The sequence below is a fragment of the uncultured Haliea sp. genome, assembly GCF_963973825.1.
Classification (GTDB): domain Bacteria; phylum Pseudomonadota; class Gammaproteobacteria; order Pseudomonadales; family Halieaceae; genus Haliea.
In genome coordinates, this window is the sequence record NZ_CAXBAE010000014.1 from 50,945 (window position 1) to 76,501 (window position 25,557).

At 64.0% G+C, this 25,557-nt stretch carries 23 protein-coding genes; 4 read left to right on the plus strand and 19 right to left on the minus strand.

Going from position 1 to position 25,557, the window contains the following annotated elements:
- Positions 1-5 precede the first annotated feature (5 nt).
- From AACZ17_RS14820 to AACZ17_RS14830, 3 genes are read right to left on the minus strand one after another with little or no spacing between them, the layout of a single operon-like run.
- A complete protein-coding gene (locus AACZ17_RS14820) occupies positions 6-1,067 on the minus strand; it encodes an efflux RND transporter periplasmic adaptor subunit (RefSeq protein WP_290741622.1) in 1,062 nt (353 codons plus the stop codon).
- On the minus strand, positions 1,060-4,377 hold the full coding sequence (locus tag AACZ17_RS14825) for an efflux RND transporter permease subunit (RefSeq protein WP_290741620.1): 3,318 nt from the start codon (positions 4,375-4,377) through the stop codon (positions 1,060-1,062). Before AACZ17_RS14825 ends, AACZ17_RS14820 begins: the two co-directional genes overlap by 8 nt.
- A 2-nt stretch (positions 4,378-4,379) precedes the next feature.
- Positions 4,380-4,685 carry a metalloregulator ArsR/SmtB family transcription factor gene (locus tag AACZ17_RS14830; RefSeq protein ID WP_290741618.1) on the minus strand — a complete coding sequence of 102 codons (306 nt, stop codon included), beginning with the start codon at positions 4,683-4,685 and terminating at the stop codon, positions 4,380-4,382.
- 137 nt (positions 4,686-4,822) lie between these two features.
- Here AACZ17_RS14830 and AACZ17_RS14835 point away from each other — a divergent pair, with 137 nt between their 5' ends.
- The 3 genes from AACZ17_RS14835 (at position 4,823) to cls (ending at position 8,038) form a co-directional block, all read left to right on the plus strand.
- Positions 4,823-5,617, plus strand: coding sequence for a class II aldolase/adducin family protein (locus AACZ17_RS14835; RefSeq protein WP_290741616.1), 795 nt, complete (start codon positions 4,823-4,825; stop codon positions 5,615-5,617).
- A 64-nt stretch (positions 5,618-5,681) separates the two neighbouring features.
- Positions 5,682-6,590: a tyrosine-protein phosphatase gene (locus AACZ17_RS14840; RefSeq protein WP_290741614.1), complete on the plus strand. Its 909-nt coding sequence runs from the start codon at positions 5,682-5,684 to the stop codon at positions 6,588-6,590.
- Positions 6,591-6,607: 17 nt separating this feature from the next.
- Positions 6,608-8,038 (plus strand): cardiolipin synthase, encoded by a 1,431-nt coding sequence (gene cls, locus AACZ17_RS14845; protein WP_290741612.1) that lies wholly within the window; start codon positions 6,608-6,610, stop codon positions 8,036-8,038.
- A 23-nt stretch (positions 8,039-8,061) separates the two neighbouring features.
- Here cls and AACZ17_RS14850 read toward each other — a convergent pair whose 3' ends face one another.
- The 16 genes from AACZ17_RS14850 to gspC are packed head-to-tail and all read right to left on the minus strand — an operon-like array spanning position 8,062 to position 24,385.
- Positions 8,062-9,450, minus strand: a complete 1,389-nt coding sequence (locus tag AACZ17_RS14850; RefSeq protein ID WP_290741610.1) for an alanine/glycine:cation symporter family protein — start codon at positions 9,448-9,450, stop codon at positions 8,062-8,064.
- Between the two features lie 46 nt (positions 9,451-9,496).
- Positions 9,497-10,846 (minus strand): sodium-dependent transporter, encoded by a 1,350-nt coding sequence (locus AACZ17_RS14855; protein ID WP_290741608.1) that lies wholly within the window; start codon positions 10,844-10,846, stop codon positions 9,497-9,499.
- A gap of 60 nt (positions 10,847-10,906) precedes the next feature.
- Positions 10,907-12,691, minus strand: a complete 1,785-nt coding sequence (locus AACZ17_RS14860; RefSeq protein ID WP_290741606.1) for an aminopeptidase P family protein — start codon at positions 12,689-12,691, stop codon at positions 10,907-10,909.
- A gap of 30 nt (positions 12,692-12,721) precedes the next feature.
- Entirely contained in the window at positions 12,722-12,901 is a 180-nt protein-coding gene (locus AACZ17_RS14865; RefSeq protein WP_290741604.1) for a rubredoxin, read from the minus strand.
- Between the two features lie 29 nt (positions 12,902-12,930).
- Positions 12,931-13,695, minus strand: a complete 765-nt coding sequence (gene gspN / locus AACZ17_RS14870) for a type II secretion system protein N (RefSeq protein ID WP_290741602.1) — start codon at positions 13,693-13,695, stop codon at positions 12,931-12,933.
- Complete coding sequence (locus AACZ17_RS14875) at positions 13,692-14,162, minus strand: type II secretion system protein M (protein ID WP_290741600.1); 471 nt, start codon at positions 14,160-14,162, stop codon at positions 13,692-13,694. Before AACZ17_RS14875 ends, gspN begins: the two co-directional genes overlap by 4 nt.
- A complete protein-coding gene (gspL, locus tag AACZ17_RS14880; RefSeq protein WP_290741598.1) occupies positions 14,162-15,355 on the minus strand; it encodes a type II secretion system protein GspL in 1,194 nt (397 codons plus the stop codon). Before gspL ends, AACZ17_RS14875 begins: the two co-directional genes overlap by 1 nt.
- A gap of 43 nt (positions 15,356-15,398) precedes the next feature.
- Complete coding sequence (gene gspK / locus AACZ17_RS14885) at positions 15,399-16,415, minus strand: type II secretion system minor pseudopilin GspK (protein ID WP_290741596.1); 1,017 nt, start codon at positions 16,413-16,415, stop codon at positions 15,399-15,401.
- A complete protein-coding gene (gene gspJ, locus AACZ17_RS14890) occupies positions 16,396-17,049 on the minus strand; it encodes a type II secretion system minor pseudopilin GspJ (RefSeq protein WP_290741594.1) in 654 nt (217 codons plus the stop codon). The genes gspK and gspJ overlap by 20 nt, the downstream gene beginning before the upstream one ends.
- Positions 17,030-17,488, minus strand: coding sequence for a type II secretion system minor pseudopilin GspI (gspI, locus tag AACZ17_RS14895; RefSeq protein WP_290741592.1), 459 nt, complete (start codon positions 17,486-17,488; stop codon positions 17,030-17,032). Before gspI ends, gspJ begins: the two co-directional genes overlap by 20 nt.
- Positions 17,475-18,077, minus strand: a complete 603-nt coding sequence (locus AACZ17_RS14900; protein WP_290741590.1) for a GspH/FimT family pseudopilin — start codon at positions 18,075-18,077, stop codon at positions 17,475-17,477. Before AACZ17_RS14900 ends, gspI begins: the two co-directional genes overlap by 14 nt.
- A 4-nt stretch (positions 18,078-18,081) precedes the next feature.
- Positions 18,082-18,528: a type II secretion system major pseudopilin GspG gene (gspG, locus tag AACZ17_RS14905; protein ID WP_290741587.1), complete on the minus strand. Its 447-nt coding sequence runs from the start codon at positions 18,526-18,528 to the stop codon at positions 18,082-18,084.
- Positions 18,529-18,532: 4 nt separating this feature from the next.
- Positions 18,533-19,753 carry a type II secretion system inner membrane protein GspF gene (gene gspF / locus AACZ17_RS14910; RefSeq protein WP_290741585.1) on the minus strand — a complete coding sequence of 407 codons (1,221 nt, stop codon included), beginning with the start codon at positions 19,751-19,753 and terminating at the stop codon, positions 18,533-18,535.
- A 13-nt stretch (positions 19,754-19,766) separates the two neighbouring features.
- Positions 19,767-21,272 (minus strand): type II secretion system ATPase GspE, encoded by a 1,506-nt coding sequence (gene gspE, locus AACZ17_RS14915; RefSeq protein ID WP_290741583.1) that lies wholly within the window; start codon positions 21,270-21,272, stop codon positions 19,767-19,769.
- Positions 21,272-23,299 (minus strand): type II secretion system secretin GspD, encoded by a 2,028-nt coding sequence (gspD, locus tag AACZ17_RS14920; RefSeq protein ID WP_290741740.1) that lies wholly within the window; start codon positions 23,297-23,299, stop codon positions 21,272-21,274. The genes gspE and gspD overlap by 1 nt, the downstream gene beginning before the upstream one ends.
- 45 nt (positions 23,300-23,344) lie before the next feature.
- Complete coding sequence (gspC, locus tag AACZ17_RS14925) at positions 23,345-24,385, minus strand: type II secretion system protein GspC (RefSeq protein WP_290741581.1); 1,041 nt, start codon at positions 24,383-24,385, stop codon at positions 23,345-23,347.
- 200 nt (positions 24,386-24,585) lie between these two features.
- Here gspC and cysK point away from each other — a divergent pair, with 200 nt between their 5' ends.
- The gene (cysK, locus tag AACZ17_RS14930) at positions 24,586-25,554 is read left to right on the plus strand and encodes a cysteine synthase A (protein WP_290741579.1); all 969 of its coding nucleotides are present in this window, start codon (positions 24,586-24,588) and stop codon (positions 25,552-25,554) included.
- The last annotated feature ends 3 nt before the right edge of the window (positions 25,555-25,557 follow it).

The window sequence follows — 25,557 nt, forward strand, 5'->3', positions numbered from 1 at the left end:
CTCGCTCACGGGTCCGCAGCCGCCGGCAGCACGCGGTCGCCTGGCTCCAGCCCGGCAACCACCTCGACCCGGCCATCAATGTCGCGCTTGCCAACGCGCAGAAAGCGGCGCTCCGGCCCCTCCGGGCCGGCAACATCAGCCACCCACAGCTGCCCCACCCGGGCCAGCAGGCTCTCGGGCACGCGGATGCGCTGCTCACTGCCCGCCGGCACTTCAATGCGCGCATACAATCCCGGCAGCAGCCGGTCATCGTAGGGCAGGCGAATTTTCACCAGAAAGCTGCGTGATCCGGGCTCAGCCGCCGGTACGATCTCCTCGATGCTGCCGCTCACCCTGCTGTCCAGTGCCGGCAGGCTCACCGGCACGGTCTGGCCCACGTCCAGGCGCACTGCCAGCTGTTCGCGAACACTCGCCTCGACCCGCAGTGACAGCGGATTGTACAGCGACAGCAGGCGTGTACCGGGGGCTGCGGTGTCACCGGGTTCGGCAAACCGGTCAACGACCCGACCATCCAGCGGGGACCGGATAGACGCGTAGGCCAGAGCGGCGCGCGCTTCCTCAAGCCCCTGCTGCATGCGCTGCAGGTCGGCCTGCAGGCTGTCGCGCGTTGCCTGCGCCGCATCGCGATCAGAGGCGGAAAGCAGACCGCGTTGTTGCAACTCCAGGCTGCGCTGCAGATTGCGTTCGGCTTCCGTGAAACGCGCGCGCACCGCGCTGATCTGGTTACTGGCCTGGGCGACCCGCGCTTCCAGATCAGTCTTTTCGAGTTCCAGCAGCAGCTGCCCTTCGCTGACGGTGTCGCCAGCGCGCACCAGAATCCGCTCAATGCGCGCCATGATACGCGACGAAATCAGCGTTGCCTGCTTCGCCTCCACGGAACCGGGCACCGGCTCGGCAACCGGCACCTCCTCCAGTTCCACAAGGTAAGCCGCCTGCGCCGGCTCAGCAGGCGGGGGCGCAAGACCGGGCGCAAGCCGTTTATCAAAAACACCCGCCATCCAGCTGACCAACAGCACCAGCACCACGATTGCCGCCACGGCCGGCGCCCATTTCCAGACACTACGCATTGCTTGCGACCTCCCCGGTCTCACGGTCGAAGACCAGCAGATACACCACCGGCACCACCACCAGGGTCAACAGGGTCGACGCGATGATGCCGAAAATAATTGCCAGCGCCAGGCCACTGAACACCGGGTCCAGGATGATCACCAGATTGCCGAGCAAGGTTGTACCCGCCGTCAACAGCACCGGACGCATGCGCACATGACCCGCTTCCAGCAGAGCATTGCGAATGCTCTCGCCGCGACCGCGCGCCTGGGTGACGAACTCGACAAGGATCAGTGAATTGCGCACCACGATACCCGCCAGCGCAATCATGCCGATCATTGCCGTTGCGGTGAACAACACCGGGTCTGGCGCACCCGCAACGCTCCGCTCTCCCAACATGTTCAGCGACCAGAATCCGGGCATGATGCCGATCACGGTCAACGGAATGGCAGCCATGATAATCAGCAACAGTGCCGCGGAGTTTGTCTGCACCCGCAACACAAAGAAAATCGCCACCAGGGCGAAAGCGAATGCCAGTCCCATATCGCGGAACACATCGACTGTGATGCGCCACTCCCCCTCACCGGTCCAGCGGACCTCGATATCCTCCGGCAGCGCCCAGCCATCACCTCCACCGGGATTGAGGAAGCTGCGCTGTTGCCAGTCGTTTGCACTGCCCTCGCTGACGCCCCGGTCGGCTACCATATCGGCGATGACATCGGCGGGAGGGCGGCCCGACAGTTCAGCGGTGACATACACGACAGGGCGCAGATCCTTGCGATAAATTGCCTGATCGGCCGCCAGCTGCTGAAACTCGCCGAGTTCGCCCAACGCCACCAAAGGTTGCGGTGCCGCATCCAGTCCACTGGCCTTGCTGGCCTGGGTAATGCCGGCACGCCCCTTGACCTGCAGGCGTGCAAAATCCTGTGGCGAGACACGCTGCTCGGGGGCCAGGCGCAGCAGCAGGGGCAAGGGCAGCGCTTCACTGGCCTCCTGCAGATAGCCTGCGACCAGACCTTCGTTCGCCATGGCGATGGTGTCATTGATATCCGCCGTCGACACACCGGACAGTGCCGCTCGCGGCTTGTCCGCAACGAAACGCCAGCGCATCTGCCGCGCCTCTACGGACGTGTCCACCTCGACCACATGCGCTTCTCGCAGGAGACGGTCGGCCAGCTGCCGGGCGGCAGCCAGCTGACGTTCATAGGGCGTCAGCGTATCGCCGTAGACCTCCGCCACCAGCGTGCTCATCACGGGAGGACCCGGAGGTACCTCCACCACCTTCAGATGCACCCCCTCGGCCTGCAGTGGGGCGAGCAACGCCCGGAGCCGCAGCACAACACCGTGTGACTGCTGCTCGCGAGCCGCCTTGTCGACCAGCACCACTCGGATGTCCGCCAGCTGCGGCGCCACACGCTGGTAATGCCGGCGCACCATGCCATTGAAATCGATCGGCGAAGGCTCACCGACAAATGCGGCCACGGTCTGCACTTCCGGCACCCGCAGCAGGGACTGCATAACACGCTGGGTCAAGGCCGCCGTCTGCTCGAGAGTGGCCGACTCCGGCAGGTCGATCAGTACCTGGACCTCGTTCTTGTTGTCGTAGGGCAACAATTTCAGGGGCACAAGGCGCAGCAACGGCAGACTGGCTGCGAGCAGAAACAGCACAATCACCACCCACACCACCAAACGAGCTCTACCGCGGTGCGCGAGCAGGGGGCCCACCAGCCGCGCGTACACGCCATGGTTGCTGCCACCGCTGTCACCGGTCAACGCGTCAAGAGCCGGGCTGTCCATCGAGGGCAGCAGGCGTCCGGCAAGCCAGGGCGTGACCAGAAAGGCCACCAGCGTGCTGCTGATAACGGCCACAGGCACGTTGAAAGCCATGGGTGCCATATACGGTCCCATCATGCCGGTGATAAACGCCAGAGGCAGAAAGGCCACGACAATGGTCAGTGTCGACATCAGCAAGGGCACACGTATTTCCGCCATTGCATCGACGATGCGACGCGCGCGCGAACCGCTGCCTACGGCAAAGTTGCGCGCGATGTTGTCGACACCGGTGATCGGATCATCCACCAGCAAGCCGAGGGCGAGGATCAGCGCGAACAGGGTAACGCGGTTGATGGTGTAGCCGAAGGCCATGTCCAGGGCCAGCGTGAACCCGTAGCAGATTGGCACCGCCAGGCCCACTACCAGGCCCGCGCGCCAGCCCAGGAACACACTGATGAACACCACCACGGTAACGATGGCAAAGCCGAGGCTGCTGGCCAGGTTGTTGACTTTCTCATCGGCCGTCTGGCCGTAGTCGCGCAATACGCTCACATGCATCTGCGCCGGGAGCAGATCGCGCTGCAGCAATTCGAGCTCTGCGTGCACCCGCTGCGCGACGCCGACCGCATTGGTGCCCGGCTTCTTGGCGACATTCAGCGTCACCATGGGGTAGCGCGGCGTGGATTGCCCCTGCTCTCCGGGCTCCCCGGCGAAGCTGATCCAGGTGTAGCTCGCCGGCTCCTGCGGACCATCCACAATCCGCGCCACATCGCGCAAATACACCGGCACACCATCGATCACATTCACAACCAGTCCCGGCAGCTCGTGTGCACCGCGCAGCGCGTCCCCGCTTTCCAGCAGAATCGACTCGTTGCTGAACGTCCAGCGGCCGGCGGATTGCAGCTGGTTGGATGCCGCCAGTGCCGCACTTACCTCCGCCGCACTGGTGCGCCGCGCGGCCAGGCTTTCCGGGTCCAGCAGAATCTGCACCTGGCGGGTGCGGCCACCGGTTACCGTCACTTCACCCGTGTCTGGCAGGCGCTGCAGGCGCGTACTCAGTTCGTCCGCCACGCGACGCAAATCGTAGTCGCTGTAGCGCTCCGGTGCCTCCGACCACAATGCGAGCACCACGATCGCAACGTCATCGACCTCCACCGGGCTCAGGTGCCAGCGGCTGACGACCGCGGGGAGGTGCTGGGGGTTGGAGTACAGCTTGTTGTAGGTGTTGAGCAGCGCTTCTTCCCGATCTTCGCCGACGAAGAACGACAGCGTGACCGCCGAGCGCCCGGCTGTTGTTGTGGAATAGACGTGCTCGACCCCCGGAATCTGTGCCAGAAGTTTCTCCAGGGGCACCGCGACTTGTCGCTCCACCTGCACGGCCGTCAACCCGGGCGCCTCGACAAACACATCCACCACGGGCACGACGATCTGAGGCTCTTCCTCACGCGGGGTCAGCAGCAGGGCCAGCAGCCCCGCCACGATGCCGATCACGAACAGCAGCTTGGGCAAGCCGCCGCCCAGGGTGTAATTCACCACACGGTCCAGCGGGTGGCTCATGCTCAGCGTTGCGCCTCACCGCAGTACAATGTGTGCAGCACCTGTAGCACAGCAGCTACCTCGCCCGCGGCAACCGAGTAATACACCTGTTGTCCGTCACGCCGGGCATTTACCAGACCTGCTTCGCGCAGGCGCGCGAGGTGCTGCGACAAGGCGGACTGCGACAGATCCAGCCCTGCATTCAGTGCACCTACCGAACACTCGCCCTCAACCAGCGTGCACAGAATCAACAGCCGCTGTTCATTGGCGAGTTCCTTGAGCAGGGCTACTGCCTGTCTCGCCTGCCGGGCCATTGCGGCAGCGTCCATCTCTGACATTCCTGTTGCACCTCCGGCAATGCTGACAACGTTATATTAGATTTAGTTAATATGTAAAGAGTTTGACGCCTGCGCAAGGGGAAAACGTCTACACTGGTAGGCAGAATATACACGGAAGAGGCATTAAAATGCGTACAGCGAACAACAACATCATCATGAACCGCGACACGAGCGGCATGGGCGGTGAATCCACCGACAAATCCCTCACCGAACTGCGCACTGAGCGCAAGCAGCGCCTTGCTGCGACACTGCGCCTGTTCGGCAAGTTCGGCTTCGACGAAGGCGTTGCGGGCCATGTGACCGTGCGCGACCCGGAGCACAGTGATCACTTCTGGGTCAATCCCATGGGGCGTTCGTTCAAACAGATGCGGGTATCCGACCTTCTGCTGGTCAGCCACACCGGCGATGTCGTAGAGGGTGACGGGTTACTGAACGGCGCGGCCTTCACCATTCATTCACGCATCCACATGGCACATCCAAGGGTCACCGCAGCAGCCCATTCACACTCGCTGTATGGCAAAGCCTGGGCTTCCCTCGGGCGTACGCTGGATCCCATCACGCAGGACGCCTGCGCCTTCTTCGAAGACCATGTGCTGTTCGACGACTTCACAGGCGTTGTGCTGGACAACTCGGAGGGCGAACGAATCGCCGCGGCGCTCGGCGACAACAAGGCCGCCATCCTGCAGAACCACGGACTGCTGACCGTTGGCGAAAGCGTGGACGAGGCCGCCTGGTGGTTTATCACCATGGAGCGCTCCTGCCAGGCGCAACTCCTGGCCGAGGCCGCCGGCACGCCAAAGCTGATCGACGCGGAATGCGCGCGACAGACCCGTGGCACCGTTGGCTCGTCCCTGGCGGGCTGGTTCAGCTTCCAGCCACTGTACGACGTGATTGTTGCGGAGCAGCCCGAACTCCTCGAATAACCGGCTACGAACGTCCGCGCGGGGGTGGTATCCTGCGCGGAGCCTTCTTCCAGACGGATACCGCATGTCACGAGCGTTCTGGTACAAATTGCTGTTGGCCGTGTTTCTTATCGCACTGGCCATTATCCAGTTCATACCGCCTGCACCCCTGCAGTTGCCTGCGGAATTGCCCGACGCTGACCGGGAATCCGCCCGCCTGCTGGGCTTCGAAGGGATCCACAATTTTCGCGACCTCGGCGGCTACACCACGGAAGACGGACGCCGCGTAGCCTGGGGGAGACTGTACCGCTCAGGTCATTTCGCCACCGCGACACGCAGCGACCTGCAGCAACTTCAGCGCCTGCAGCTGGACACGCTGATCGACTTCCGTTCTGCCGGCGAACGCGAGGAGGAACCCAGCCGCGTACCCGAGGATGCGCCGTTCACGCAGTTGAGCATCCCCACCCTCGATGCCGGGAACAACGCCATGGTGAGCGAGTTGCGTGAGCGGATCGAAAGCGACGATCTCACAGGGTTCGATGCCGATGCCTTCATGCTCCAGGCCAATCGTCAGTTTGCCGACGAGTTCACCCCGCAGTATCGTCAGTTCATGCACGCAGTGCTCCGGGCCGAGGGTCGCCCGGTGGCCTGGCAGTGCACTGCCGGCAAAGACCGCACCGGATTTGCCGCCGCCATTCTCCTGCGCATTCTGGGCGTTCCCGACGAGCAGATCATCCAGGACTACCTCGCCAGCCGCGAGCCGTCGCTGGATGCCCGCAGCCGCGAATTGATGCTGCTGCGGCTGTTCAGGGGCGAGGCCGCAGCGGAAACCGTGGCCACCATGTTGAGTGTAGATGCGCGCTGGCTACAGGCAGGTTTCGACGAGATTGATGCGCGCTGGGGAAGCTTCGATGCCTATGTTCGCGATGGCCTGGCGCTCTCCACCGCGGACGTCCAGACCCTGCGCCGGCACCTGCTGGCGGGGGCCGGGTAAGCGGCTTGGGGCTTGAGATGTACACCGAGATCATCGCAGTTGCGGTGGTCCTGTTCTACGCCCTGGGCATCGTATCGGCGGTGGAGGCCATCATCAACGTGCGCACGGCGCAGGGGGCAATCGCCTGGGCCATCTCGCTGCTTACCATGCCCTACATCGCCGTACCCTGCTATCTGGTATTCGGTCGCACCAAATTTGATGGTTACCTGGAACAGCGCAACGCCGTGGAGCAGGAAACCCGCGAGCTGCTCCAGCAGACCCGCGCCGAAGTCGCCAAGCACCTGGTCGCCAGCTCACCCGCCGAACCGGTATATAACGCCCTGTTCAACCTCACCGGCATACCCGCGGCGAGCGGCAACGCCGTTGAACTGCTGATTGACGGCCAGCAGACCTTCGACAGTATCCTCGCCGGGCTGGAATCCGCAGAACATCACATCCTGCTGGAATCCTACATCATTCGCGACGACAACCTGGGCCGTCGTCTTGGCAGGGTACTGTCGGACAAGGCTCGAGCGGGGGTCAGCGTGCATGTGCTGTACGACGAGATTGGCAGCCGCAACTTTCACCGTACCGGACTCTGCCGCCAGCTGCGCCAGACTGGCGTGCAGGTTGCCGCATTCAACACGACGCAGGGCCGTCGCAACCGGTTTCAGCTGAACTTTCGCAATCACCGCAAGATCGTCGTGGTGGACGGTCGCGTCGCCTGGGTCGGCGGGCACAACATCGGCGACGAGTATCTGGGCCTGGACCCGCGCATCGGCCACTGGCGCGACACCCACCTGCGTCTGCAGGGGCCGGCTGTACTGGGCGTCGAGCTGGCCTTTGCCACGGATTGGCGCTGGGCCACCCAGAACGTGCTCAGTGTGGTACACCCCGACGCGGAGGACAGCCAGCGGGGCAACGAGAACGTGCTCGTCTTCCCCTCGGACCCTTCCAGTATTCTGGAGCAGGCCGGGCTGATGTTCCTGCAGGTTATTGTGGCCGCGCGGCAACGCATCTGGATTGCCAGCCCCTACTTCGTGCCCGACCGGAGTATCGTGTCTGCACTGCAGCTTGCCGCGCTGCGCGGTGTCGATGTGCGTGTCATGATTCCCGATGAACCCGATGGCCCGGTCGTCGGCATGGCCAACTGGTCATTCACACGGGAGCTGCTGCCCGCGGGTGTGAAGGTGTATCGCTATCAGGGCGGCTTCCTGCACCAGAAAGTCCTGCTCATGGACCATCACCTGGCGGGCGTGGGAACAGCCAACTTCGATAATCGCTCCTTCAGACTGAACTTCGAAATTACCCTGCTGGTGGATGGCGAGCAGTTTGCCAGCGAGGTGCAGGCCATGCTGGAGGCAGATCTACTACAGTGCCGCGAAGTCACGCTCGCGGAAATCGACGCCAAACCAGCCTGGTTTCCCCTGGCGATGGGCGCGGCGCGCCTGTTTTCACCGGTGCTGTGAGCAAGCGCTGCGGTTGCAGCCCGCTAACCCGGCCAGGACTTCGCATCAATATCGAGGTCGCGCCAGGCGTCCGGCCGCAGGCGCGGCTCCACACCCTGGCGTAGCTGTGTATCGTAGTCGCGCAGCAGGCGCATGCCAATCCGGTACATCCAGACCAGCCCCACCAGATTGACCAGTGCCAGCAGTCCCATGGTGATTTCGGCAAAACCGAACACGGTACTGAGGTCCTGCAGCGAGCCCCAGAACACCAGCCCCAGCACTGCCACGCGAAACCCGTTCGCCACCGTGGCATTGTCGTGACTGAAAAAACTCAGGCTGTTGTCACCCAGATAGTAGTTGTAGAGGATAGAGCTGAAGGCAAAGAGCACGAGAGCGACTGACACGAAGGTGGCACCCCAGCCGCCCACATGGCTGCCCATGGCAAGCTGGGTGAGCAGTACACCGTCTACATCCGGCGCACCCGGCTGGTACACATCGGAAAGCAGGATAATCACGGCGGTGCAGCTGCACATGATCATGGTGTCAATAAACACGCTGAAAGCCTGCACCACGCCCTGATTGGCCGGGTGCGGCACATGCGCCACCGCCGCGACATTCGGTGCGCTGCCAAGCCCCGCCTCGTTACTGAACAGGCCCCGTTTGACACCCTGCAGAATCACGGCGCCGAGCCCACCCCCCACAGCCTGCTCCAGCCCAAATGCACTCTTCACGATAAGCAACAGCGCGGCGGGAACCTCAGTGATATGCAGTGCAATCACCACGAGCGCCGCCAGGAAGTACATGAGCGCCATGATCGGCACAATCACCTCGGAGACCAGCGCGATGCGGCGAATGCCACCGAAAATCACCGAACCCAGCACCACTACCATGACCAGGCCGGTGATCCAGGTGGAAATACCAAAGGACTCCGCCAGGGACGTTGCCACAACATAGGACTGTACCGCATTGAAACCGAGGCCAAAGGTGACCAGCAGCAATACGGAATACACGGCGGCCAGACCGCGCTGTCCGACGCCGTGCGTCAGGTAATAGGCCGGCCCGCCGCGGAAACTGCCGTCGGGTTCCGTGCGCTTGAACAGCTGCGCCAGCGAGCACTCGAAAAAGCTTGTTGCCATGCCCATCAAGCCAATCAGCCACATCCAGAACACCGCACCCGGGCCGCCGAGGGTAATGGCCACGGCGACGCCCGCGATATTGCCGCTGCCCACGCGGCCCGCCACCGACACCACCAGTGCCTGGAAGGAACTCACCTGGCCGCGCTCATGGTGCATGCCGCCGCGCAGCACGCCGAACATGCGCCTGAAATAGCGAAACTGCACCCCGCGGGACGCTACAGTGAACAACAGGCCTACGGCCACCAGCACCAGCACGAGCACCTGGCCCCAGAGGAAATCATTGAGAGCTGTCAGCATGGGTTCTCCGCGGGCGCAAACCCGACATGGGCGAATCCGCGCGGTGTCAGCCTGTCACACCGCGTACGAAAATGACCACCAGCGCGGGCGGGACGACAAAGCGAATCATGAAACGCCAAAGCGCATACCCCAGGCCGTGCATGCTGGAGAGTTCATCGCGGCTCGCGCAGGAGGTCATAACCCAGCCGGCAAACACCGCAATCAACAGGCCGCCCAGGGGCAGGAGTATCTGGTTGGAGAAATAATCCATACTGTCGTTGAAGTTGCGACCACCGATACTGAAATCCACCCACACGTTATAGGACAGGATGCTCAGCACGCTGAACACGGCGACGGAGCCAATAACCAGCAAGGCGCTGCGATGCCGCGGCATGCCGTAGCGCTCTTCGATCCAGGCATTCACGCACTCGACAAGCCCCACCATAGAGGTGATGCCGGCCACCGACAGCATGGTGAAAAACAGCACACCGAACACCTGCCCCCCGGGCATCTGGGCGAAGGCTACCGGCAGCGTCTGGAAAATCAGGCCCGCACCGGCAGCCGGGTTCAGCCCGTAATTGAACACGGCCGGGAAAATCACCAGGCCCGCCAGCAGCGCCACGAGGGTATCCGCAATCACCACGATCAGCGCAGACTGACCAATGGAAATAGACTTGGGCAGGTAAGAGCCGTAAATCATCATACCGCCCATCGCCACACCGATGGAGAAAAACGCCTGGCCAATGGCGGCCAACACCGCGTCCGGGCCGATCTTGCTGAAGTCCGGCGTAAACAGCCAGTCGATGGCCGCAGTGAACCCTCCGGCGAAATAGTTGTAAACGGCCAGGCCGACGAGCAGCAGAAACATCAGCGGCATCATCACCACCACTGCCCGCTCAATGCCGTCCTTGACCCCGGCATAGATAATCAGCCCGGTGATCGCCAGTCCCACCAGCGTCCAGAACAGCATCCCTGCGGTATCCGCCTGCACGGCGCTGAACTGCGCGGCCGCGTCTACCGCATCGACACCTACGAAACCCGTGGTAACCGCCTTGAAGAGATACCACAACACCCAGCCCACAATGACCGCGTACACAATTTCGATGGTGTAGGCAGCGAGCAAACCCATGCCGCCCACCCACTGCCACTGCCGGCTGCGCGCACTCTCCACTGCGACCGCCGCCATCGCCGCCGGCGGGCTGGCCTGGCCGCGCCGGCCGACCATCAGCTCCGCGATCAGGATGGGCATCCCTATGCCAAAGGCACAGACCAGGTAGACGATGATAAACGCCGCGCCACCGTTCTCACCCGTGATGTAGGGGAAACGCCAGATGTTGCCGAGGCCGACCGCAAAGCCGACCGCTGCCATCAGGAAGGCAAATCGCGAGGACCAATGGTCCGCCTGTGCTACCGCCATGGTATCCGACCCCCGGTATTCTCATTATTATTTACAGTGTACACAAAAGCCCCCGGGGCATCAGCTGGCCGCGAGCGGGGCGCAGGCCTGGGCCAGCCACTGTCGATCAGGCCCCGCCAGCAGCGGGCCCACCGCGTCTTCCACGCGCCTGTGATAGCGGTCGATCCACACCCGCTCATCGCGCGACAGCATGCCGGCGTCGATCAACCGCCGGTCGAAGGGCACCAGCGTCAGTGCGTCGAAGCCGTACATCGGTGTTTCCAGGTCACCCTCCACCGCCTGCACCACCACCAGGTTTTCGCAGCGAATACCGAAGGCGCCGTCCCGGTAATAGCCGGGCTCGTTGCTGAGGATCATGCCCGGTTGCAGGGTGGTTGCGCCCCAGGCCCGGCCGATACGCTGCGGACCTTCGTGCACGCTGAGAAAGGCGCCGACACCGTGCCCCGTGCCGTGATCGTAGTCGAAACCCGCGCGCCAGAGCGGCTGGCGCGCCAGCACATCCAGGTGAGTGCCGGTTGTCCCCTCCGGAAACTGCACCTGGTCCAGCGCGATGTGACCCTGCAAGACCCGCGTGAACAGCTCGCGGACCTCGGCCGGTGGTTCGCCGATTGCCACGGTACGTGTGATGTCCGTGGTACCGTCGGTGTACTGGCCACCAGAGTCCACGAGGTACACCGAGTTGGGTGGCAACTGCGCCGGGGTGCCATTCCGGTGATTGTAGTGGCACATGGCCGCATTGCCGCCGGCGGCGGAAATCGTGTCGAATGAAGGTCCCTGAAAGTGCTCGCCACCCTCGCGGAAGGCCAGCAGCTGATCGGCAAGCCCCGCTTCATCGTGATAGCGACCCGCCCGCAGCTCAGAATCCAGCCAGGCAAGAAAACGGACCACGGCGACCGCATCGCGCACGTGGGCACTGCGCGCGCCAGCGATTTCCACGGCGTTCTTGCAGGCCTTGGGCAACAGCACCGGGTCCGGCGCGGCGATCAGGGTGGCACCACCGTCCTGCAACAGCTGCTGGCTCCAGGCGTTTGCGGTGTGCGGGTCCGCCAATACCCGACAGCCTGACTGCGCGGCGAGCAGGGTCGCCGCAGCCTCCGGCGCATGCAGCCGTACATCGGCGCCACAGTGCGCCTGCCAGCCCTCCGGCATGCGCCGCGGATCCACGATAAGGTCGACCGAGCCGTCGCGTCGGAGTAGCGCCATGGACTGCAACACCGGCAGGCAGGGGACATCCAGGCCACGCAGGTTGAGCAACCAGGAGACCGAGTCCGGAGCGAACACCAGGGCGGCGTCAGCGCGATGCGCATCCAGGCCCGCCGCGATGCGGGCGCGTTTACTGGCGCTGGACTCACCGGTGAAGGTCTCGTCCAGCAGCAACGCCGGGCGCACATCGGCGGCGGGGCGTTCCAGCCAGCACTGGTCCACGAGGTTGTCTGCATCCGCACAGAGCTGCATGCCAGAGGCCTGCAGCGTGTCTTCCGTCTCCCGATACCAGTGCAGGCTGTGCAGCCTGGGATCCACGGCGACGCGGGCGCCCGCCTGCAACGTCGTCGTTAACCAGTGAGCCGGTGGGGTTTTGATCAGGTGCTGGTAGCTGAAATGCGCGGCATCAACCTGCTGCCGTACCTGCACCGTGTAGCGCCCATCGACAAAGATGGCAGCCGCATCACGCAGGACGACCGCCATGCCTGCGGACCCGGTGAAGCCGGACACCCAGAGCAGGCGTTCGTTGTGCAGGGGAATGTACTCGCCGAGATGCTCGTCGGCACGCGGAATCACCAGGGCATCGTAACCCCGCTCCGCCATCAGTGTACGCAGGGCTTGCAACCGGGTTGCTGTCGTCATCGGGGATGTCCAGAAAGTCGGGAGGCGGGCTCAGCCTTCCATGAGGTCGAAGTCTTCTTTCGAAATACCGCAGTCGGGGCATTCCCAGCCATCGGGCAGGTCCTCCCAGAGGGTGCCCGGCGCAATGCCGTCCTCGGGGATACCCAGAGCCTCGTCATAAATGAAACCGCAAATGACACATTCATACTTGCGCTGGCCGGGTTTACTCATTGTACTTGGTCCTGTTTGGTTGTGTGGAATCAGCGATCCGGCCCGGGGAGCGAACCACTGAGTCGCAGATCGTAGCCTTCCGCCACTGGCCGCGCCAACAGTGCCAGCGCTTCCTGCAACAGCGGATCCCAGGCGCCATCGTGGGTTAACATGATGGCGATGCTATAGTCGCGCTGCTGCAACTGCAACTCTCCCTCGGCGCGCAGCGGCCCGGCGAGGGTCACGATAGTGCCGGTCAATGGCGCCGGCGCCGCGCCACGCACATCAACGGCGTAACTGCCCAGCGGTAACAGCCCCTGCGGTGAGTCCCAGCCCGCCTGTTGCCAGGTGAAGCGGGCCACGGCTTCGAGGGGGACTGTGTCGCGCAGGTGCAGGGTGTCGATCTGTGCACCCAGCGTCCCGGTGAGCGCCACCGGCGCCAGATGGCGCAGCAGCGATGCATCGAACCGCGCCTCCACGCCGTTCAGCAGGACCTCGTTCGCACCCCGCCACGTGGCTTCGCCCGCCACCTGCTGGGTACCCCAGCGGGCGCTGAAGCGCAGGGTGGGCGCGAGCGCAAGCAGCGAGAGCGGGCGCAACGACCAGGTCACCGCGCCCAGGTGCAGGACACCCGCATCGGTAGCCACACGGACGCGACTTGCACGCCCCTGCCACAGCGTACCCCCCAGACCGTCAGCCACCACTGGCGTCCCGACAAGGGCGCGGACAACCAGATGGGCGGGCGCGCTGGCCAGCAGGAACAGCAACAGCAAACAGAGGGCAACGCAGCCCAGGAGCAGGCGGGGCCGCGTCATGGCTGGCTGATCCGCACCGTGACATTCACCCGGCCGGCACCTCCTGCCTGGGTGATTGCGACCTCTTCGAATATCAGGCCATCGCGCGATTCAAGCTGATGCAGCCAGGCCGCCAGATCGGCAAACCGGGCATTCTCCAGGCGCACCTGCAGATCGCCGCCCGCGCCGGGCTGCAACCTGCTCACCGCAAGCCCGAAGCGCGCCGTGCTCTGGTTGACCACCGCAGCCAGGTTGCTGCTGGCGCGAACCGGAGCGCCGTCTGCGCGCGCCTGCATGACGAGCGCCGACAGCGCATCGACACGCACCAGTGCTTCCGCTGTGGCAATATTCTGCTCGGCCATGCGGTCGCGCTTGGCCGCCAAGGGCACCCACAACACCATCCAAAGCAGCCAGACACCCACGGCAACGGCCAGTACGAGCAAGCTTGCCTGCTCCCGCACAGCGAGGCCCGCCCACCATGTTTTCATCACGCCCCCCTCACCCGGATCCGCGCCCGCACACCGTCGCTCTGTGCACTGCTGCTTTCCATTTCAGCGGCGAGACCCGCATCGGCGAGCCCCGCGCGCAACTGCTCAACAGCGGAAAAGTCGCTGGCGACAATGTTCAGCCGCATCTCGCCGCCGCGTTGATTGTAATTCAGGCTGAGCACCCGGGCCGACGGACGCTGGGCGATAACACCGCCGGCGCGCTCCAGCAGCGGCACAAAGCTGCCGGCACCAGGGCCACCACGCAGGCTGTCCAACTGCCGCTGCAGCTGCCGTTCGGCATCCACCAGAGCACCCTGGGGCATCGCCTGGCGATAGCTCGCTTCAAGGGCTCCGCGCAGTGCGAGGTTCTCGGCTGCGAGTGACCGATAGTCGGCCCAGGTCGCCGCCAGCTGCAGCGCGAACGCGCCCAGGACGACCCCGGCTGCAAGTCGCCAGTGATTCCACCATTGCTGCAGCGGCAGGCGCGGCGCATAAGCGCCCTGGCGCAGGTTCAACGCCGGCCCCTCGTTGGACAGCAACAGTGCGCTGCACAGGTTCCCCTGCCGCCACTGCACACGTTCACGCAAGCCCGGCGGCAGCAACTCGAGTGTGGCGGCGTGGTCCCCGGCGTAGACGATGATCGCCTCCGGCAGCTGTTGTTCAGCAGCAGCCTCGAGCACTACCGGGAGCAGCTCACGCTCCACGGTAAAACCGTCACCCTCACCGCTGCGCACGATAACCTGTTCGCCATCCATAACCAGGCACCACTCACCCGCGCGCCAGGGCAGCAACAGCGCCTCCGGGACCCACTGGGGCAAGTCCGGCAAGTGCGCCAGTGCCTCCGCCCAACGCTGCATGGCGTGGTGGCTGCAGATGGCGACGGCATAGCGGGACTTGTCGAGGGCGCGCGCCGCGAAATGCAGCGCTTCGATATCGTCAGCGACCTGCTCTTCGAACAGGTAGGGCAGCGCGCGCGCCAGGTGTTTTTTCTCGGCCGGTGCCACGGGAAGCGTTACCACCCGTACTTCGGCTCCGGGCGCCGCAAAACAGGCCTGCCAGCGCGCACTGCGCAGCCTGGCGGCGAAGTCTGCCACGTCTTCCGCGCTGTGCAGTGGCAGAGGCTGTGCGCCGGCGCCGGGAGGGTACCAGACAAGCGCATCATCCATCAGGCGCACGACGGCTAGGTTCTGCACAGGACGTTCTCCGTTGTCATCAATACCGGGGATGGCGAGCGAGTCACAGGCTACCCATCGCACGCACGACCGGCTGCACCTCGCGCTTGTTGCGCTGCAGGACACTGTACAAGCGCATCTTGCGCTCGGCAACTTCCACCTCGGCCGAGAGCAGAAACCAGGATGAGCTCTCACCCAGCAGGGCGAGGACCTTGGCCATGCTTTTATCGCCAAACACCGGATGCTCGAGAAAAGCCGTCACATCGGCAAAGCCACCCTGCTCTTCCTGTGTTTGCAGCAACGCCTCGCCCTGGGCTTCACTCAGGGGCGCCAGGTCACCGTCAGCATTGACTGCCCGCAGCAGGGGCAGCGACGCCGTATGAATGTTCAGCGGTGCGGGTGTACGCGGCCAGACCGTCACCAACGGCGCCAGCGCCAGATACAGCTGCGGCGTGACATTGGCCACTGCGCGCAGCTCACTGACGCTGGCCATCGGCCGGTTGGCTGCCCGATAGGGTGGCGACTGACGGAAGTAGACATCGTCTTCAGCGCCGTACGCCCGTGGGATGCCGTCCGCATCCAGCCAGTCGCCGATGGCGCGGGTCACCGCCACCGCTTCCGCCTGCCCCAGAGGCGCGTCAGGGAGTGCCTGCAGCAGACGAATAAAAAACTCCTCCGCCGCGGTAAACCGGTCCGAGGCCGCAGCTTCATCCGCCTCCGACGGAGTTGCCGCAAGCGCATTCAGGTTGAAGCGCCCCTGCAGATCCTGCAGTGAGCCCACCAGCCAGCCACCCTCGTCCAGGGGATAGGGCGTCGCCTGCTGCGCCCAGAGTTCACTCCTGTCATCCCGCGACTGGTCGGCGTCATAGTCCATCACCAGCGCCACCGCCGCCAGCTCCTCGGCTCCACGCAGGTACGCATAGCCCTGATCCTGCAGAAACAGGTTGGCACCGCGCTGTGCGAACAGGGTGAATTCGCGCTGCATGGCCACCATCAGCGCCGCGCACAGGCCAAACACCAATAGCGCCACCACCAGGGCCACGCCCTGCTGCGCAGTGCGATTATAGCGGGGGCAGTGCATACAACATCCGCAGGTCGCCCAGGTCATCCAGTTCCAGCGTAAGCTCCAGTGCCGCCGGCGGCTCCAGTGTGGCATCGGGCTGGCTGGTATCCGCCACCCAGTTGTCCGGCCAGTTGCGGGTATCCACGGCCGTGCCACGAGCACCCGGCTGCAGCGCCGACACGGCAGCCAGAAAGGTGATCTGGACGCCGGTGACACCGTCCAGCAGGCGCACGCGCTGCGGCTCCGTGGAGCCTGTGCGGTCCAGTACGGAATAGCTCTCGCGCCAGAGGCTGTCGTCCTCCCAGACGTAATTGACACGTTGCAGCGTACTGCGTGGCTGCGCCACAGGGTTGTGCCAGCCGGTGCGCGTGAAGCTGAGCAGGAAGCGCGCCGCAGGGCCGCCGGTCAAGGCCGGCTCCTCATCGCCGAACTCGTCACGCACGGGGCGGTTCACGAACTGTCGCAGGTCACGCTGCAGTATCTGCAGGGCACGATTCACCTCCCAGGTACGCTCCGCCACCACGCGGGTACTTTCGACGCCGCTGATGACCGTGGAGAGCCCGCTGTAGGCTACCGCGGCCACAAAGGCCGTAATCGCCAGCGCAATCAGCACCTCCACCAGCGTAAAGCCTCTAGCCCGCAAGAGGTACATCCCCCACAGGCGCCCGCGCGGCGACGCCCTGCGGCAGGCCGCCGGGCATGGCCATGAAGGCCACCAGCGAATACATCAGCGGACCGCTCTCGCCCTCGCCGGCGCGTACGACAATCTCAACCCGGAAAAAGCCCTGCACCTGCGTCGGGGTGCTCTCCAGTCGCCAGTGCCAAGCGCGCCCGGCAAACTCTTCGGTACCGCTGTCCGCACCCTGCAGCAACTCTGCCCGGGCCGCCGTCAGCAGCCGCAACTCCACCAGTTTCCTGTTGGCGAGCAGCTGCGCCAGTGACTTGTCCCGCAGATAGCCGGTACCGTCCACCTGCTGATGCAGGGCAAAAAGCAGGGCGGGTAAGGCCAGGGCGACGATCGCCAGCGCCACCATCACCTCCACCAGGGTAAAACCGTGCAGCCCCCCCGGCGGACACCTAGCGCAGCGCATCCGCGTCATCCGCCAGCCCGCGGGGCATCATCGCCATGCGCCCCAGTAAATCCCACTCCAGTCGCCACAACAGCTCTGCAGTCTCCCGGCTGCGCCATTCCAGCGCACCCGGCGCCACCTCGCCGCTGGCGTAGAACACAACCTGGGGCGCGGCATCCTCCGCCAGCGGGGCAGTCAGCAGATCTGACGCGGGCACACCGTCGAGCAGCAGCACCAGCTCTACATCGGCCACCAACGTGCGCGGCGCAAGCACATCGCGGGCGAGTGCCGGCGACCGCCAACCCTCAGGACGGCGTTCGCGCCAGTCGTATAGATAACGGGTTTCCGCGCCTCGCGGATCCACGGCCAGTACCAACCCCATATCGCGCCCGGCCATCTGCGCCTCCTCCAGCGCGAATTCTGCAACGTTCCGCAGCTCCCGCACCTGGGATTCGAGCAGCTGCTGCTGCCCGCCATCGCCCACGTTCAGGGTTGCCAGTGAGGTCATCATGACAATCACGAACAGGACGACGAGCAGTTCAACCAGGCTGAAGCCGCGACGCCGCGCGGCAGACTCCCGGCGGGCACCCACCACCGCCCGCGCGCGCATCGACTCAGTCCCGCTCCTTCCAGTTACCGATGTCAGCGTTCTGTCCCTCACCACCCGACAAGCCGTCCGCACCGAGGCTGTAAATGTCGACTTCGCCGTTTTCCCCGGGGCTCAGGTACAGGTAGGGCCGTCCCCAGGGGTCCAGCGGAACTTCCTGCAGGTAGCCGCCATCCTTGAAGTTACGCGGCTGCGGGTCGAGGTTGCTGGCCTCTACCAGAGCCTCCAGACCCTGCTCCGTGCTTGGATACACATAGTTGTCGAGGCGGTAGATCTTCAGCGCGGTCTCAATGGCCTTGAAATCCGCGTGCACCTTCTGGATGCGCGCCTCATCCGCACGGTTCAGCACTGTGGGTGCCACGACACTGATCAGCAGCCCCATGATCACCAGTACCACCAGAATCTCCACCAGCGAAAAACCGCTGGCCCGCCTTGCTGTTGTCCGGAGTTTCATATCGCTATCGCACCATCGTATTGAGATCAAAAATTGGCAGCAGGATGGCCATCACGATCAGCAACACCATCCCGCCCATAAACACCACCAGAAGCGGCTCTAGCAGGCTCATCATCGTGCCGAGCGTCATTTCCAGCTCACGCTCCTGATTGCTGGCAGAGCGCGCGAGCATCGTTTCCAGTTCTCCACTTGCCTCGCCACTGGCCACCATGTGCACCATCATCGGCGGGAAGCGGCCACTTTCGCGCAGCGCACGGTGCAGGCTACTGCCCTCCTGGACACGCTCCGCCACCCGTGCACTGTCCTCTCGCAGCAGCAGGTTGGTCAATACCTGCCCGGCGATGCGCAGCGACTCCAGCAGGGGCACCCCGCTGGCCATGAGAATGCTCAGGGTCGAGGCAAAACGGGCCGTGTCCATTGCAATCACCAGCCGTGAAAAACCGGGAATGCGCAACAGCAGTGCATGCCAGCGTCTGCGGCGTTGCGGGTGGCGCAACCAGCGACGCAGCGCGAACACCAGTACCACCGCGGCCAGCAGCACCCAGAGCGCATAGTCACGGGAGAAATCGCTGGCGACTATCAGCCCCCGGGTCAACAGCGGCAGTTCACGGTTGGTATGTGCGAAGATGCCGATCAGTTCCGGCACGACAAAAATCATCAGCGCGACGACCACGGCCAGCGCCACAGCAATCAGAATAAACGGGTAAATCATGGCCATTTTCAGTTTCTGCGCCGTGTACTGCCGCTGTTCGTTGTAATCCGCCAGCTGCGCCAGCACCGGCCCGAGAAAGCCCGCGTGTTCGCCGGCGTTGACCATGGCCCGATACATTTCATTGAATACCAGCGGGAACTCACCCATCGCGTAGGCCAGCGTATGGCCCTCCGCCACGCGGGAGCGCACCTGCAGCAGCAGGCCCTGGGTGCGCCCTTTGCGGCTTTGCTCCGCCGCGGCCTGCAAACACTCGTCCAACGGCAGGTTGGACTGGACCAGCGTGGCGAGCTGCCGTGTCACCAGGGCGAGTTCCGCCACGCTGATACGCGGTTGCAGAAATGACCAACCCGTCCGCCGCTTGCCTTCGGACTGACGGTTCGCCACCGACACTTCCACCGGCCGCAGCTTCTGTGTGCGCAACTGGCCGCGTACCTGGCGCTCGGAGTCTCCCTCAAGTACGCCCTTGACCAGCTTGCCGCCGGGATCCAGTGCCTGATAACGGTATGCTGTCATGCCGGTTCCGCGCTCAGGTCACGGCGGTGACGCGCAGCACCTCTTCGATGCTGGTTTCACCGCTGAGCACGCGCCGGCGACCGTCCTCCTGGATCCCCGGATAGTGCCTGCGCGCCTCCGCCAGCATCTGCTGCTCGCTCGCACCCTCATGGATCATCAGGCGCAGCGCGTCAGTGACCTCGATGAGCTCGTAGATGCCGGTGCGGCCGCGGTATCCACTGTAGTGGCACTGCTCACAGCCCTTCGCCCGGTAGACGTTCACGGCGGAGTGATCATCGGCGGCCAGCCCGAGCAGTGTCCGTTCGGCGTCCACCAGAGGGTGGGGTTCCTTGCACTCGATGCACAGCAGTCGTACGAGACGCTGTGCCATGACACCGATCAGGCTGGAGGACAAGAGGAAAGGCTCTATACCCATATCCTGCAGGCGAGTTACTGCGCCGATAGCCGTATTGGTGTGCAGCGTGGACAGTACCAGGTGACCGGTAAGCGAAGCCTGCACCGCAATTTCCGCGGTTTCCAGGTCGCGGATTTCCCCGACCATCACCACATCGGGATCCTGCCGCAGGATGGCCCGCAGGCCGCGGGCAAAGGTCATATCCACCTTGGGGTTGACCTGCGTCTGGCCGACCCCCGGCAGCATGTATTCCACCGGGTCTTCGATAGTGAGGATATTGCGCGTGGCCTGGTTGATATGGGTCAGGCCGGCATACAGGGTAGTGGTTTTCCCCGACCCTGTGGGGCCCGTGACCAGGATGATGCCGTGGGGACTGCGCAGGGCTTTCTCGTAACACGAGAGAACCTGCGCATTCATGTTCAGCTGCTGTAGCTCCAACTGGCCCGCCTGCTTGTCCAGCAGGCGCAGCACCACCCGCTCGCCGTGGGCGGAAGGCATGGTCGACATCCGGATATCGATGGCATGGCCGGCGATGCGCACCGAGATACGACCGTCCTGCGGCACGCGCTTCTCGGCAATATCCAGCTTCGCCATCACCTTCAGCCGCGACACCAACAGTGGTGCCAGCATACGCTTGGGCGACAGCACCTCAGCCAGAACACCATCAACCCGGTAGCGCACGCTCAGGCGGTCCTCGAAGGTTTCAATGTGGATATCCGAAGCCTGCTCCCGCACCGCCTGTGACAGGATCGCGTTGATCAGGCGAATAATCGGCGCGTCGTCTTCAGCGTCCATCAGATCGCCGGCGTCAGGTATCTCATCGGCGAGACGGCTCAGATCCACATCGGCACTGATGTCCTCGGCCATCTGCACGGCGGCGTTGTTGTCGCGCTGGTAGGCGCGGGACAGGCGCCGCTGGAACTCGGTGTCAGAGACGCGTTCAAACCCGAAAGGCGTTCCCAGCCAGCGGCGGATCTCCAGCAGCAGCTGCGGTTCCAGCGCATTGCGGTGAATGAGCACGGCGCCCTGCGCACGGCTGTCCACCAGCACACCATACTGCTTGGCGAAGCCGAAGGGCAGGTTTGACCTCGACGCTGCGGGCGCTGTGACGTCCGCGGCAGACATCAGTTGGCCTCCACGGCCGCCGGTGCGTTACCCGCCTCGTCGCGGATCTCCTCGAGCTGGCGGATCTGCTCCTCCCACTCGGGCAGAACCGGCATATTGCCATCATCGAGGAACATCAGGCCGCGCTCTCGACGCAGTACCTGCTGGTCGCGAATGTAGCGATACTTGTCCGCCGTGGCACCGGCCAACTGCTCGTCATCACGGATGATGGTGGGGCGTATGAAAATCAGCAGGTTGGTCTTCACAACCTGCACCGCATCGTTGCGGAACAGGCGCCCAAAGAACGGAATGTCGCCAAGCAGCGGCACCTTCTGGGTGGCGTCCTGCACATCGTCTTTAATCAGACCGCCCAACACCACCACACGGCCATCCGCTGCGAGCACCTTGGTTTGCAACACACGCTCATTGGTGATGAGATCCGAGGCCTGCAATACCACCGAGGTATTGCTCAGGCTGGACACTTCCTGGGAAATGTCCAGCACCACGGCATCGCCTTCATTGATGTGCGGCGTGACTTTCAGCGTAATCCCCACATTTTCCCGCTCGATAGTCTGGAACGGGTTCTGGGCGCCATCGCCGGTACCGGTACTGGTAAACGAACCGGTCACGAAAGGCACATTCTGGCCTACGGTGATGTAGGCTTCCTGGTTATCCAGGGTCAGCAGACTGGGCGTGGAGAGAATATTGGCATTGGAGTTCTCCTTCAGTGCATTGAGGATGACGGTCATGGACAGGTCATCGTCGATCACCCCCCAACCCAGGGACACACCCGGCGACTGTGCCAGCGCCCCGGCCAGGGCACCCACGTCAAAGTCGCCCGTGGTCACGCCGCTGGTGGTATCGTCCCCGCCATCTTCCGGCAGGATCGCGCCCGCGATGCGCCGGGCACGCGCGTCGTCGGCATTGATACTGCTGCCAAAAAAGCCGCTGTCATTGGCAAACAGCCACTGCAAGCCCAGATCCTGGCCGTCGCGCACTTCCATCTCAACGATGATGGCCTCCACGAGCACCTGGGCCCGACGGATATCCAGACGCGCGACCACCGCCTCCAGCGCCGCCATTTTGTCGGTTGGGGCCGTGATGATGAGTGCGTTGGTGTTCTTGTCGGCCTCAATGGTGGCGCTGGTTTCACCTGCACGCTGCGGGCGCCCCGCCTCACCCGCATCGACGCGACCGATATTCTGCATGACGCGAGTCAGGACCTCCGCCACCTCCTCGGCCTTGGCGTACTCGAGGTAGATGACTTTCACGTTGCCGCTCTGCTCGAGCGGGGTATCCAGATACCGAATCAGCTGGGTCAGGCGCGCGCGCTCGAGCTCGTCGGCGCTGACCAGCACGCTGTTGGTTCGCGCATCCGCGACCAGCATCACCTCGACCTCGGTGCCCTGCTGCGCCTCCGAGCTGTTCAACTGATCGAGCATCCGCACCACATCCTCGGCTACGCCGTAGCGCAGCTTGATGACCTCGGTTTCCTGGGTGGCTGTGCGATCCATACGCTCGATGATTGCCGCTATGCGATCGATATTGGAGGCAACATCGGAAATAATGATCGCGTTACTCGGCGCATAGGCCGCCATGTGCGCCTGCTGGGGCACCAGTGGACGCAGTACGGGTATCAGCTTGGCCGCGGAGATATTCTTCAGGCGCATCACCTGGGTGACGTACTCGTCGTTGCCGCGTTGGCCCTCATCATCGCGCACGGTTACCGGCGCCGAGCGGGCATCCTTGCTCTGGATGACACGCACCACGCCGCCGGAGCGAACCGCCGTGTAGCCATGCACTTCAAGTATGGAGAGGAACAGATCATAGAGCTCTGCCCGCGAGACCGGCTTGGAGGACACAACCTTGACCTTGCCCTTCACCGCCGGGTCCACAACGATGGTCGTTTCAGTGGCCTCGGCGACAAACTTGATCAGCTCCTGGATATCCGCTTCTTTCAGGTTGACGGTGAAATCCTGGGCGCTCGCGGTGGCCGCGCCCAGGGCGGCCAGTAGATAAAAGAGCAGTACTCGCAGTGCCCGCGACATGATTCTCACTGAGTCTGTGTCCTTAAATGAGTAGAGGTGACTCTATCACCGATCGGCCGAAGCATCATCAAGCCTCACACTCAGCGCCACGGACTCCGCCCCGCGCAGCAGGTCGAAAGACACCTCGCTCGCGGAGCGCATGGCCTGATAAAGCCGCATGGTGTTCGCCGGGTCTGACAGGGACAAGCCGTTTACCGCAACAACCAGATCACCGGGGCGGAAGCCCAATTGTTCGAATTGCTCCCGGTGCTGCCCCGGGGTGACTCGGTAGCCGCGCAACACGCCCTCTTCACGCACTGCACTGATACGCACGAGGTCGGCGAGGGACTGCGGATCCTCATACAGCTGGTCGCGATACTCCGCCGCCAAGGCTGCGGACTCGGGGTCCGTACGACGATCCACCACCGTCGCAGCGGCTCCCGAGGGTTGGGCGATGCGGGGCAACCCGGTCTGCCCGCCCGTCAGTTGGGCGTCCAGCGTCGAGGGGGGATACAGGCGCAGCAGCTCGTAGGTACCGCCGTTGTCGAGCACAACCTGATCCGGCATGACCTTCGCCAGCATCACTTTGCCGGCCACCGGCAACTCGTCGTCCACGGAGTAAATGGCTTGGCGACCGCGGTGTTCGATCACGGCGCTGCCCTCCCCGGCAGCATTGAAAGCGATAATCCCGCGGAGCGTGAGCTCGAGGCGGCTCTCTCGCGCCCCTCGCTCGATGCCCTCCCGCGCGCTGCGTACCTCGCTGGCACTTTCCACAGCCGCCTCGATGTCCGTTGCGGCGCCAGGCTCACCAAACAGGGCCCAGCCACGCAGCGCCTCGATGTCCACCTGGGCCCGGTCACTTGTGGTCGCCAGGGCCTGCGCCGGAGGGTTGATCACCGCACCCTCCAGCCTGGCCGCCGGCGCCGCCGGGAACAGCGCCCAGAACAGCTGCACGGCAGCCGCCAACATCCAGATGCAGGCCAGCAACACCACCGCCCTGCGCAACCAGAGCACGCTGCGCGGGCGGCTCAGGGCCGAGACCAGGCGCAGCAACGCATCGACCGCCTTGCCTGCAACGCTGCTGTGACTCAGTGAACCTGCGGCCAATGCTCTCTCCCGATATGCCCCGCCCGCCAGCGGCGGCCCGATGGGCGAAACGCCTCGATTATAGGGTGCGCCATTAAAAGATAAAACCGTGACGGTTGCGTGACAGCGAGATGACCGCCCCGTGACACGAGGTCGATGGACAGGGAGAGGCCAGTTGACTAACCTTGCCCGCTGCCGACAACTTTTCAGGAGCATCACCGATGGGACGCATCTTCAACGACAATTCGGAGACCATTGGCGGCACACCGCTGGTTCGCATCAACCACATCAGCACGGGCAATGTGTACGCCAAGCTCGAGAACCGCAACCCGGCCATGTCGGTGAAATGCCGCATCGGCACCAGCATGGTGCTGGCAGCAGAGCGGGACGGCAGCCTGAAACCCGGCATGACCATTGTTGAACCCACCAGCGGCAACACCGGCATCGCGCTGGCCTTCGTCGCTGCGGCCCGCGGCTACGGCTGCACCCTTACCATGCCCAACACCATGAGCCTGGAGCGGCGGAAGTTGATGAAGGCGCTGGGCGCGGAAATCATTCTCACTGACGGCAGCAAGGGCATGCCCGCCGCCATCGCCCGGGCAGAGGAGATCATCGCCTCAGACCCGGGGCGCTACTGGGGCGCGCGCCAGTTTGAAAACCCGGCCAACCCGGCGATTCACGAGCGCACGACGGGGCCGGAGATCTGGCAGGACACCGATGGGGGGATCGATATTCTGGTTGCAGGCGTTGGCACCGGCGGCACCCTGACCGGCACCTCGCGCTACATCAAGGGCACCGCGGGCAAGGCCATACAGACGATAGCGGTCGAACCCGCGAGTACGACGATCATCACCGCAGCCAAGGCGGGTACGGAGCCGACCCACGCGCCGCACAAGATACAGGGCATCGGCGCCGGATTCCTGCCCGTCAACCTGGATCTGTCCATGGTCGACCGCGTGGAGCAGGTCAGCAACGAGGACGCGATATCCTGGGCGCACAAACTGATGCAGCAGGAGGGCATCCTCGCCGGCGTATCCTGCGGCGCCGCAATGGCTGTTGCCGACCGCGTATCACGCGAGCCCGAGAATGCGGGCAAGATGGTTGTAGTGATTCTCCCGGATTCCGGCGAGCGCTACCTCAGCGCCGCACTGTTCGAAGGCCGCTTCAGCGAAAACGAAATGGTGCAGTAGACG

What these genes read in the sequence shown, in the direction of transcription:
- AACZ17_RS14820 (WP_290741622.1), bottom strand. Translation starts at nt 1,067, where the DNA reads ATGCGTAGTGTCTGGAAATGGGCGCCGGCCGTGGCGGCAATCGTGGTG.
- AACZ17_RS14825 (WP_290741620.1), bottom strand. Translation starts at nt 4,377, where the DNA reads ATGAGCCACCCGCTGGACCGTGTGGTGAATTACACCCTGGGCGGCGGC.
- AACZ17_RS14830 (WP_290741618.1), bottom strand. Translation starts at nt 4,685, where the DNA reads ATGGACGCTGCCGCAATGGCCCGGCAGGCGAGACAGGCAGTAGCCCTG.
- AACZ17_RS14835 (WP_290741616.1), top strand. Translation starts at nt 4,823, where the DNA reads ATGCGTACAGCGAACAACAACATCATCATGAACCGCGACACGAGCGGC.
- AACZ17_RS14840 (WP_290741614.1), top strand. Translation starts at nt 5,682, where the DNA reads ATGTCACGAGCGTTCTGGTACAAATTGCTGTTGGCCGTGTTTCTTATC.
- cls (WP_290741612.1), top strand. Translation starts at nt 6,608, where the DNA reads ATGTACACCGAGATCATCGCAGTTGCGGTGGTCCTGTTCTACGCCCTG.
- AACZ17_RS14850 (WP_290741610.1), bottom strand. Translation starts at nt 9,450, where the DNA reads ATGCTGACAGCTCTCAATGATTTCCTCTGGGGCCAGGTGCTCGTGCTG.
- AACZ17_RS14855 (WP_290741608.1), bottom strand. Translation starts at nt 10,846, where the DNA reads ATGGCGGTAGCACAGGCGGACCATTGGTCCTCGCGATTTGCCTTCCTG.
- AACZ17_RS14860 (WP_290741606.1), bottom strand. Translation starts at nt 12,691, where the DNA reads ATGACGACAGCAACCCGGTTGCAAGCCCTGCGTACACTGATGGCGGAG.
- AACZ17_RS14865 (WP_290741604.1), bottom strand. Translation starts at nt 12,901, where the DNA reads ATGAGTAAACCCGGCCAGCGCAAGTATGAATGTGTCATTTGCGGTTTC.
- gspN (WP_290741602.1), bottom strand. Translation starts at nt 13,695, where the DNA reads ATGACGCGGCCCCGCCTGCTCCTGGGCTGCGTTGCCCTCTGTTTGCTG.
- AACZ17_RS14875 (WP_290741600.1), bottom strand. Translation starts at nt 14,162, where the DNA reads ATGAAAACATGGTGGGCGGGCCTCGCTGTGCGGGAGCAGGCAAGCTTG.
- gspK (WP_290741596.1), bottom strand. Translation starts at nt 16,415, where the DNA reads ATGCACTGCCCCCGCTATAATCGCACTGCGCAGCAGGGCGTGGCCCTG.
- gspJ (WP_290741594.1), bottom strand. Translation starts at nt 17,049, where the DNA reads ATGTACCTCTTGCGGGCTAGAGGCTTTACGCTGGTGGAGGTGCTGATT.
- gspI (WP_290741592.1), bottom strand. Translation starts at nt 17,488, where the DNA reads ATGCGCTGCGCTAGGTGTCCGCCGGGGGGGCTGCACGGTTTTACCCTG.
- AACZ17_RS14900 (WP_290741590.1), bottom strand. Translation starts at nt 18,077, where the DNA reads ATGCGCGCGCGGGCGGTGGTGGGTGCCCGCCGGGAGTCTGCCGCGCGG.
- gspG (WP_290741587.1), bottom strand. Translation starts at nt 18,528, where the DNA reads ATGAAACTCCGGACAACAGCAAGGCGGGCCAGCGGTTTTTCGCTGGTG.
- gspF (WP_290741585.1), bottom strand. Translation starts at nt 19,753, where the DNA reads ATGACAGCATACCGTTATCAGGCACTGGATCCCGGCGGCAAGCTGGTC.
- gspE (WP_290741583.1), bottom strand. Translation starts at nt 21,272, where the DNA reads ATGTCTGCCGCGGACGTCACAGCGCCCGCAGCGTCGAGGTCAAACCTG.
- gspD (WP_290741740.1), bottom strand. Translation starts at nt 23,299, where the DNA reads ATGTCGCGGGCACTGCGAGTACTGCTCTTTTATCTACTGGCCGCCCTG.
- cysK (WP_290741579.1), top strand. Translation starts at nt 24,586, where the DNA reads ATGGGACGCATCTTCAACGACAATTCGGAGACCATTGGCGGCACACCG.